The 9503-nt window shown below is 43.0% G+C and carries 8 protein-coding genes and 7 tRNA genes; all 15 read left to right on the top strand.

From position 1 onward, the window contains the following. The first annotated feature begins 272 nt into the window (after nucleotides 1-272). The 15 genes from RDS42_RS08700 (at nucleotide 273) to RDS42_RS08770 (ending at nucleotide 9289) form a co-directional block, all read left to right on the top strand. Nucleotides 273-345 (top strand) — tRNA-Asn (locus RDS42_RS08700). Between the two features lie 180 nt (nucleotides 346-525). After that, on the top strand, nucleotides 526-1191 hold the full coding sequence (locus RDS42_RS08705; protein WP_308783316.1) for a response regulator transcription factor: 666 nt from the start codon (nucleotides 526-528) through the stop codon (nucleotides 1189-1191). Beyond that, a complete protein-coding gene (locus RDS42_RS08710) occupies nucleotides 1188-2663 on the top strand; it encodes a HAMP domain-containing sensor histidine kinase (protein WP_308783317.1) in 1476 nt (491 codons plus the stop codon). Before RDS42_RS08705 ends, RDS42_RS08710 begins: the two co-directional genes overlap by 4 nt. A gap of 23 nt (nucleotides 2664-2686) precedes the next feature. Next, the gene (locus RDS42_RS08715) at nucleotides 2687-4249 is read left to right on the top strand and encodes a DUF6034 family protein (protein ID WP_308783318.1); all 1563 of its coding nucleotides are present in this window, start codon (nucleotides 2687-2689) and stop codon (nucleotides 4247-4249) included. Between the two features lie 10 nt (nucleotides 4250-4259). After that, entirely contained in the window at nucleotides 4260-5183 is a 924-nt protein-coding gene (locus tag RDS42_RS08720) for a hypothetical protein (RefSeq protein WP_308783319.1), read from the top strand. Between the two features lies 1 nt (nucleotide 5184). Further along, nucleotides 5185-5913, top strand: a complete 729-nt coding sequence (locus RDS42_RS08725) for an ABC transporter permease (RefSeq protein ID WP_308783320.1) — start codon at nucleotides 5185-5187, stop codon at nucleotides 5911-5913. Next, a complete protein-coding gene (locus tag RDS42_RS08730) occupies nucleotides 5891-6562 on the top strand; it encodes an ATP-binding cassette domain-containing protein (RefSeq protein ID WP_308783321.1) in 672 nt (223 codons plus the stop codon). Before RDS42_RS08725 ends, RDS42_RS08730 begins: the two co-directional genes overlap by 23 nt. After that, nucleotides 6559-7893 (top strand): hypothetical protein, encoded by a 1335-nt coding sequence (locus tag RDS42_RS08735; protein ID WP_308783322.1) that lies wholly within the window; start codon nucleotides 6559-6561, stop codon nucleotides 7891-7893. Before RDS42_RS08730 ends, RDS42_RS08735 begins: the two co-directional genes overlap by 4 nt. Continuing rightward, the gene (locus RDS42_RS08740; RefSeq protein WP_308783323.1) at nucleotides 7880-8602 is read left to right on the top strand and encodes a hypothetical protein; all 723 of its coding nucleotides are present in this window, start codon (nucleotides 7880-7882) and stop codon (nucleotides 8600-8602) included. Before RDS42_RS08735 ends, RDS42_RS08740 begins: the two co-directional genes overlap by 14 nt. A 116-nt stretch (nucleotides 8603-8718) precedes the next feature. Beyond that, a tRNA-Glu gene (locus RDS42_RS08745) sits at nucleotides 8719-8790 on the top strand. Between the two features lie 77 nt (nucleotides 8791-8867). Next, nucleotides 8868-8940, top strand: a tRNA-Thr gene (locus RDS42_RS08750). A gap of 4 nt (nucleotides 8941-8944) precedes the next feature. Next, a tRNA-Ile gene (locus tag RDS42_RS08755) sits at nucleotides 8945-9018 on the top strand. 12 nt (nucleotides 9019-9030) lie between these two features. Continuing rightward, nucleotides 9031-9104: transfer RNA gene (locus RDS42_RS08760), tRNA-Asp, on the top strand. Between the two features lie 6 nt (nucleotides 9105-9110). Next, nucleotides 9111-9183: transfer RNA gene (locus RDS42_RS08765), tRNA-Val, on the top strand. Between the two features lie 20 nt (nucleotides 9184-9203). Then, nucleotides 9204-9289, top strand: a tRNA-Leu gene (locus RDS42_RS08770). Nucleotides 9290-9503 lie beyond the last annotated feature (214 nt).

Below are 9503 nucleotides of genomic sequence, written 5' to 3' on the forward strand. Positions count from 1 at the left end.
GCGGTAACGTATGGAGCTGACTGCTACTAATAGGTCGAGGGCTTGACCAAAAAGCTGAGACGAGCGGATGGAACAGGATGGAAACAGACCGGAGTGAGTTTACTCACAGAGGGAAGTTTACAGACTGGGACAGACATTTGTGAAGCAAATGACATCGAGTGACGGAAGTCACGAGATGACCGGCGAGTCGTAGAAAGCAAAAAGCATGGTCACACGATTCCAAATGTCAACATGTATGTAGTTTTGAAAGTGCAATTCAAACACACTTTTATTCCTCCTTAGCTCAGTCGGTAGAGCATGCGGCTGTTAACCGCAGTGTCGTTGGTTCGAGTCCAACAGGGGGAGTTTTTTTATGTCTGCAGAATATTCTGCAGGCTTTTTTTGTGTATAAATTTACAAAACAGTTACACCATGCAGATAAAATTCATGTCATAATGTAATCAAAGTTTCTATAATATGACAGGAATTCCGCAGGCAAATCGTGTGGTATGACAGCAGATAGGCAACACCAGAGGAGGAAGCAATATGGGAGTACATATTCTTGTAATAGAAGATGAGGAAGCAATTAACGACCTGATCTGTATGAATCTTGAAGTGACAGGATATCAGGTTACTTCCTTTTTTGACGGAGAGGAGGTAAGTAAAAGTCTACGGACAAACCATTCCTATGACTGTGCTCTGGTAGATGTAATGCTGCCGGGAAAGGATGGTTTTGCTCTTCTTCCAGAACTGAAGAATTATAAAATTCCGGTTATTTTTTTGACTGCCAGAGGAGAAGTTCAGAATAAGGTCAGAGGTCTAAAGGAAGGGGCAGAGGATTATATTGTAAAACCATTTGAGATGCTGGAGCTTCTTGTACGTATTGAAAAAGTTTTGGAAAGAAATGGAAAAAATAATCAATTGATTCAAATTTATGACGTGGAGATCGACACAGAAAAAAGAATTGTTACAAAAGCAGGGAAAGAGGTTTATCTGAAACCAATGGAATACGAATGTCTTTTAATGTTTGCCCGGCATAAAAATAAGGCTCTTACCAGAGGGCAGATTCTGGGAGCTTTGTGGGGAATGGAGTTTGAAGGAGAGACACGTACCGTAGATGCCCACGTAGGCCGTATCAGAAAAAAACTGGACTGGGGAAATGTAATAAAAACCATTCCTACCATAGGATACAGACTGGAGGTGGATCAGTGAAACTGTTTCGGAAAATTTTTTTACAGGCAATTCTTGGATTTCTGTTAATTTCTCAGCTTACTATGGTGTATTTTCTTTATGAATCCCAAAAGCAGACTTTGATGGATCAGAGAAAGAGCCAGGAAATTATTTTTACAGATAAGATCCATGAGTTTACCAGAAAGCTGGAAGAGTCTTTAAAGCTGCTGAAAAACAATGATGCAGATGGCCGTAAGCTGGCTGCAGTTCAGTCATTTCGGGATGTTTTTGGGAATTATGGAGCTTTTTACCAGCAGGGGGAATGGTTCTATAATGCTACACCTTATGAATTTGATTATATGGGGATCAGCGAAGCCAATGGAGAAAATAACGGAGAAGTACCAATACAGACCATAGACGGAAGAAAGCTTATGATTACTTTCACGCAGATATCTGATAACAGTATACAGGCAGGGATTTTGTATTATCAGGATGTTACAGAAATTTATCAGAGAACAGAGCGGCTTTTTTTAAAAGGATTTTTGATTACTGTGTTTCTTCTGGTTGCGGGGGGATTTATCATATGGAAAAGTCTTTTTGCTACTATGCGCCCTTTAATGGAACTAAAAAAGGCTGCCGCAGCTATTTCAGAAGGTAATTATCAGATTCGGGTATCAGAGGGAAGGAAAGACGAACTGGGAGAGCTGGCGGGCAGCTTTAATCATATGGCTGCTACCATTGAGGAAAGTATACAGAAACTGACAGAAATAAACAGAAGACAGCAGCAAATGCTGGGAAGCCTTGCTCATGAGCTGAAAACACCTATGACGGCCATTATCGGTTACTCAGATACTCTCCTTACGGTACGTTTAAGCGACAAAAGACGGGAGCAGGCGCTTCAGTATATTCAGAAGGAATGCAGCCGCCTTTCCAGGCTGTCTGTTAAAATCCTGGAACTTACCGGACTTTATGAGGAAGCAAAGTCAGGACTGAATCTTCAGAGCTTTCAGGTAGAAAAATTTTTGAATAACATAAAAGATCTGACGGGATTTATCTTAAAACAAAAGAATATTCAGCTGGAAGTCCTGTGCAGCCCTTACGATCTTCAGAAAACAGCAGATGTGGACCTTTTGACAAGTTTTGTGCTGAATCTTGTGGATAATGCAGGAAAAGCTTCAGAAGAAGGTGGAAAAATCAGGATAACAGCTGAGGATAAGGCTCTTACTGTGGAAGATTATGGATGCGGGATTGCTCCGGAAAATCTTAAACGGGTAACGGAAGCCTTTTACATGGTGGATAAGTCACGCTCCAGAAAGGAAGGAGGCGCAGGTCTTGGATTGGCGCTTTGCAAGGAAATTGCAGATCTTCATCACTGGAAAATGTCTGTCGAAAGCGAACCTGAAAAAGGAACGAGGGTGATTCTTTCATGGTTACAATGCGGTTACAAAATGGAGGATATCCGGCCAAAAGATTCTGATATTCTGGAAGCAGAAAGGACAGACGATCCTGTATGATCCGCCGGGAAAGGAGACAGACCATGAAAAAAAGAATCGTAACAGCTATTCTGGTAATGATGACAGGAATCACATTTGCGGCCGGATGTGCGGAAACACCAGAGAGTTCTCTTGTAAAAAAGAAGGGAAATATAAAAGAAATACTGTATGAAGAGGAGGCAGAAGAACAGGAGAATACAAAAGCTTTGTCCGGTAAAAATATCCGGGAAACAGTAGGAGCGCCGGAAACCTATCAGAGCAAGACAGCAGATACTACAGGAAATCTAAAAATAGTAACAGATGCAAAGGTAGAGATTCCTGATACAGATCATGCTTCTGTGATCGAGGTAACGCAGCATCCCTTTGGACAGGAACAGATGGATCTGATCACAGATACTTTTTTCAAAAATGCAAAGATCTACACTTCTCACAGTTATTATACCCGTACAAAGGATGTGGTACAAAAGGAGCTGACCTGGTGGAAAGCCAACCTTGCCAAAGGAAATCTGGATCCTAACGGTCTTGGGAAGGATGAGAATGGGAATTATTATTTGGACATTAATCAGACCATTGAAGACCTGGAAAAGGAATATGAGACAGCCCCTGAAACCCGCACACTGAAGGAGGTGAAGCCCCAGTTTGGCCTGAAAGGGGAAGAAGGAGACTATACCATGGACGATTACTTTGTTGGAGTGGCAGTTACAGAGGAGGGAACTGCTTTTAATTACAGCATGAATTCCTATGGGGCAGCCCCTATGTCTGTGGAAATCCGCAACCAGAGCCGTTATGAAAAGGAAAATATAATCAATGAATTTATACGTTGGGACGGATATGATTATTACAGTAAGCTGTCAGAATCCTCCCAACAGAAGGATGCAGAGTGGGTTCCAACAGAAGAAGAGCTGAAAGAAGAAATCGGAATTTCTCTGGAAGAAGCTAAGGCTCTTGCGGACGAGAAGGTGAAGGAGCTTCAGATCCCGGATATGGAGCTTGGAGACTGGGAGTACGGACTCTGCCTTTATCAAAAGGGAAGCGGTGAAGATCAGAAGCTTGTGCTGACAGATACCGGCTATATCCTTCATTACACGAGAAAGCTGGGAGAAATTCCCATTACTTATACAGAGGAACAGGGAGGCGAGCTGTACGGCAACGATATGGGAGCTGAATCAGAAAGCTGGCTTTATGAGAAGCTGGACTTTTGTGTAACGGATGAGGGAATTGATGATGTACAGCTAATCGACCAGTACGATATTGGAAAAACAAAAACAGAAAATGTAAAACTGAAATCCTTTGATGAAATCATGGATATTTACGAAAAAATGATGCTTATTCAAAACGCTGATTATATGGAGAATGCAAAAGAACTTACATACAAAATAGACCGGATCGCATTCGGTTACACAAGAATTTATGAACCAAAATCTGACAGCCGTTCCGGCGTGCTTGTTCCTGCCTGGGATTTCTTTGGAAGCTATGAAGGCACTTATAAGGAAGGCGCAGAATGGGAAACCGGATCGGAAAATTTCCTTTATGCGCCCCAATATGAAAGCTATCTTACTATCAACGCTATAGACGGCAGTGTGATTGACAGAGGATTGGGATATTAAAGGAAAAGGAGTGAGAAGGATAAAAATAAAAAGAAGCAAAAAAACAGCAGAACAGATTCTGGCAGTAGTTCGATATGATTTCAGAGGTTTTTTTAAAAGACCAAGGGTTATGCTGACCTTTCTTCTGGGCTTTGTTCTCTGTTTCCTTTTAAGCAGCAGAATCATGCCTGTAATGGAAACTTACCGTTCACCTGTGCAGATGCTGGAACCGTTTTTGTGGACTTTTGGAGACAGTACGGCTATTCTTTTAAGCTCTGTGCTTCTTTTGCTCCTTTTTTCTGATCTTCCTGTATGGAGCGCAGTGACTCCTTATTATCTGTACCGGACAACCAAGGTTCGATGGCTTTTGGGGCAAATGATCTATATGGTATGTGCTGCAGGAATTTATACATTGTTTATGCTGGGCTCCACCATGATCTTGTGCGCCGGGAACAGCTATCCGGGAAATATCTGGAGCGATACAGCCGCTATGCTGGCATATTCCAGACTGGGAGAAATCCTTAACGTACCTTCTACGGTAAAGGTGATGGAAAGCATTTCGCCTTTTGGCTGTGCGGCTTTGATGACGATTCTTTTGTTTCTTTACATTCTCTGTCTTGGACTTGCAGTCCTGGCAGGAAATCTTCTGCCGGGAAAAAACAGAGGAATGGTCACAGGTCTTCTTTTTTGCCTGTATGGATTTTTATTGGATCCCCAGGCCCTTGCAAGAATACTGGGATATGAAAAATATGAGCTGTTCCGGGTTAATGTGCTAATCGGATGGATCAGCCCTTTAAGTCATGCCTCTTATGGCAGACATAACTTCGGATATGACCAATTACCTTCTATAGGGCAGTCTGTTCTGGTATTTTTGGGGATTCTGGCGCTTTTTGCTCTGTTCTGCATAAAAAGGATGAAAACATATTCCTTTGTATTTCTGGGAGAAAAGGACTGATATGGGAACTGAAATAATGAGAATGTTTAAGGGGAGAGGCTTCTGGCTGGGATTTATGACAGCAATGGCCGGAATCAGCCTGGGAGCTTCTTATCCCAAGCTTCAAGGATTTTTAAATCCAGGAAGTTTTATAGGTATGGAAACAGAAGCCCTGAAATCTAATACCATGATTTTTTTTCTTCCTCTTGCAGCAGTTCTGCCATGGAGTGATTCCTTTATCCGTGAGAGGCAGGGCGGGTTTTTAAAAACAGCTCTTCCACGGACAGGAAGGTGTTATTATGTGGAAAGTAAAGTATTTACCACTGCTCTGGGTGGATTTCTTTCTGTTTTTCTGGCAGGGATGCTGGTGCTTTTGGTCTACTTTATGATTTTTTTTCCTTTAGAGTCTCAGGGGAAATTTCCATGGAGCCAGACTGCACAGCTTGGAGAAATCCTGCTTCGCTGCGGACTTGTGGCAGGGATTTTAAGCACAGGAGGAGGGATTTTTGCCGGGCTTACAGGATCGGTATATCTGGCCTTTGGATTTCCTTTTGTCCTTTATTATTTTTGTGTGATTGTAAGGGATCGGTATTTTGAAAAAGCTCTTTGGCTTTACCCGCCTCAGTGGATGGAGGGAACGGCAGAATGGGGAGAAAAGAGTCTGGGACTATGGCTTTTTCTTTTGGTTTTGTTGGGGATACTGATGGCGCTTTATGGAGGAATTCTTTATGATAGGGTGGAAGAAATCTGAGCCTGTGATCCAGGTAGAGAGGGCAAGCAGATATTTTGGAGGAGACTGTGTATTGAAAGAGGCAGAGCTTACCTTGTATGGGGGACAGGTCTGCGGCATTGTGGGAAATAACGGATCAGGAAAAACTGTTTTGATGAAATGTATCTGCGGTTTTCTCCCAGTAACCTCAGGAACTATACGAGTTCAGGGAAAGAACATTGGAAAAGAAGTGGATTTTCCCGAAAGTCTTGGCGCGATCATTGAAAGTCCGGGATTTTTGATGGAGCTTACCGGATTTCGTAATCTGGAGATTCTGGCGTCAATGAACTGCCGGATCACACCGGCACAGATACGGCTTGTAATGAAAAAAGTGGGGCTGGATCCTGACATGAAAAAGCCAGTGGCAAAATATTCTCTTGGTATGCGTCAGCGTCTGGGAATTGCACAGGCCATTATGGAAGAACCGGAGCTTCTTGTTCTGGATGAACCCTTTAACGGCCTGGATAAACATGGGGTGGAGGATATGAGAAAGATTCTTTTGGAATTGAAATCCCAGGGAAAGACTATCCTTTTGGCAAGCCATAACGAGGAAGATATACGGATTTTGTGCGACAGGGTTTTTGAAATGGACGGAGGGATTCTGAAGGAAAGGGAGGCGGCGAAACTATGAAGAAGGGAAGACTGGCAGCAGGAATTTTTATTCTGTGCCTGCAGAGCATTGCAGGAACTCAGTGGAATATAGCCGGAGAACAAAAAGCGTATGGCGCAGAGTTGTTTGCGGACGAAGGAAGTTCAGAAAATTTTGTGGATCAGGAGTCTTCTGTGATGCCAGAGCCTACAGTGATTCCGGAAATTACTATGATACCGGAACCCACTTTCGCTCCAGTACCTACTGATGCGCCGGATCCCAGCCCGTGTCCTTTGCCCACGCCGGGATTTTCCCTGAACATTGAAAATCTGAATATTTATCCTGAAAAAGGAAATCAGGAAGAAGAACTTTTTGGAGATGGAAACGGTATGGAAGGGGATTCGGAAGTACAGGTATCTCCCGGCAGTGCAGATTTTTCAGGGGCAGGGGCTTCTTCCGGACAAAAAGAAGAACTGATACGGCAGCCCAAGATTTTGCTGGAGAGCTGCAGCCTTACTGGAAAGAATATGGAAGCCGGCAGTTCTGAAGAAGTGGAATTTGTTCTGAAGAATAAAAGCAGCAATCAGGAAATTTATAATCTGAAACTGGTATTTTCCACAGAAACACCGGGAATCCAGTTTGAAAAAAATTCTTTTTATTTTGAAAAGATCAGTCCCGGCGGCAGGATCAATGTTCTAAACAGAATCAGGGCAGCTGTAGATATAAAGGAGGGGACTGTTCCCATTACCCTTTCTTTTGAATATGAGGATAAAAAAGGAACTTCGGCAGCAGGAACGGAGAAGATGGAGTTTTTAGTCAAACAAAAAATATGGGCGAATCTGGATTGTGACAACCTTCCGGCAGAAGTATATTCTACAGATACAGTAAATATGGGGATTCGTGTGCAAAACGTAAGCAGAACCGGGATTTTTAATGCACGTGTTGCTTTGGAAGGAACCGGAATGTTTCCAAAAGAAGAAATTTTTCTTGGAAATATGGATGCAGGAACAGAAAGTACAGGAACTATGCGTATTTTTGTTGGAACACGTACCATGGAGACCTCAGGCAGGGATGAGGGAACAGATGAAAAAGAAATGTATGGAAATGTGACAGGGAAGATTACGCTCAGATATGAGGATGGGGAAGGGAAGCATTATGAACAGGTGCGAGAGTATGAAACAAAGATTCAAAAGCCCAGGCTCCAGACCTTGAATATAGAAAAGCCTAAAAAGGCAAATAGCTGGTGGTATTCCGTAGCGACTGCTGCAGCCTGCGGCATGATATGCCTGATTTTATTGCTTATGCATAGGATCAGGAAGCAGAAAATACTTCTGGAGGAGATGAGACAGGAGGTTTCCGGTGGGAAAATGTAAGAAAAGACATTTTTATCCAATGATTATTTGCGGAGTGTTTTTTATAGCAGGAATCCTTTACCTTTTGATCCGTCTTGCAGTTCTGTTTTTTACAGGAGCGACAGGGGAATATCAGGCCGTGGTCTCATTGGGAAATATGGAGTATAACCAGAAGCTTTTGAAGCAGGTGGAAAAGATACAAGGACTGGTTTCTTTTTCTCCTGTGCTGGAAATCCCTGTGGAATTAAAAATGGATGATTATACTATGAGTACAGTTCTTCTGGCTGTGGATCTGAAAGAGCTTAAGATGCAGGGAAATACTTACAGGGATATAAAAGCTGAGAATATCCCAATGCTTCTGGCAGGAAAGAACAGTTTGAAGCATTTAAAAGATCCCTATGGTCATACAATTTCCAAAAGAAAGCTTGCAGCTTTTTGGGAAAGAAGCAGCGGAGAGCTTCAATATCATATAGCAGAGGAGAGGCTGGAGAACACAGAAAGCAGCAGTCCTGATAATACTGAAAAATGGGGATCTGCTGAAACTGACTGGGCGGAATGTCAGGCTGCCGCCTGTCTCAGCAATCCCACAGAGGGAATTTATATAAGTCTGGAACAGGGTAAGGAGCTGTTGGCAGGGACAGAGGTGGATTGCAGAAAAGCCCTTCTTACAGTAAGAGGAAAGGAAGCGTTTGAAAAAGCTCAGGCTGTTTTTACGGACTTTCCAGGGTGACGGAAAATCAAGAATAAAAAAATAAAAAAATTTAAATTACCTCTTGCAAAATGTATCCGGGTATGGTATTATAATTTTCGCTGAGGTCGTCAATGATAGACAACAGCGAAAAATAAGGCTCCATGGTCAAGCGGTTAAGACACCGCCCTTTCACGGCGGTAACAGGGGTTCAAATCCCCTTGGAGTCATTTAAAAAATAAAAAATGAGATTTTCTTTGACTTGATTCCGACATTTGGTGTATAATAATTTTTGTAAGTGTTACGCGCCGATGTGGCTCAATTGGCAGAGCAGCTGATTTGTAATCAGCAGGTTATCGGTTCGAGTCCGATCATCGGCTTTTTGGACCTTTAGCTCAGTTGGTTAGAGCAACCGGCTCATAACCGGTCGGTCCTGGGTTCGAGTCCCCGAAGGTCCATTTTTGTTTTTTGGCCCAGTGGCTCAGTTGGTTAGAGCGCCGCCCTGTCACGGCGGAGGTCGAGAGTTCGAGTCTCTTCTGGGTCGTTATATGGGGTCTTAGCTCAGCTGGGAGAGCATCTGCCTTACAAGCAGAGGGTCATAGGTTCGAGCCCTATAGGCCCCATATCTTTTTTTATATAATATGCCGCAGTGGCGGAACTGGCAGACGCCCGGGACTTAAAATCCCGTGGGTAGTGATACCCGTACCGGTTCGATTCCGGTCTGCGGCATTGATGAAAAGTGGGAGAAACGTTGAATTTACAGCGTTTCTCTTCTTTTTTTCATTATTTTACTTTGAACACCCTTGAACACTTTTTTGGGAAAGCCCCAGATTTTTAAAGGCTAACTTTGCTTCCCTCTATGCACTGGCAGGAAGTGCGTTGGCTGGTATTGGAGCAGTAAAACTGAAATTTAGGAAAAGAAAATAAATCTTTTTGAAGGTAG

Origin of the sequence: uncultured Blautia sp., assembly GCF_902497045.1 — a bacterium.
GTDB lineage: Bacteria > Bacillota > Clostridia > Lachnospirales > Lachnospiraceae > Blautia_A.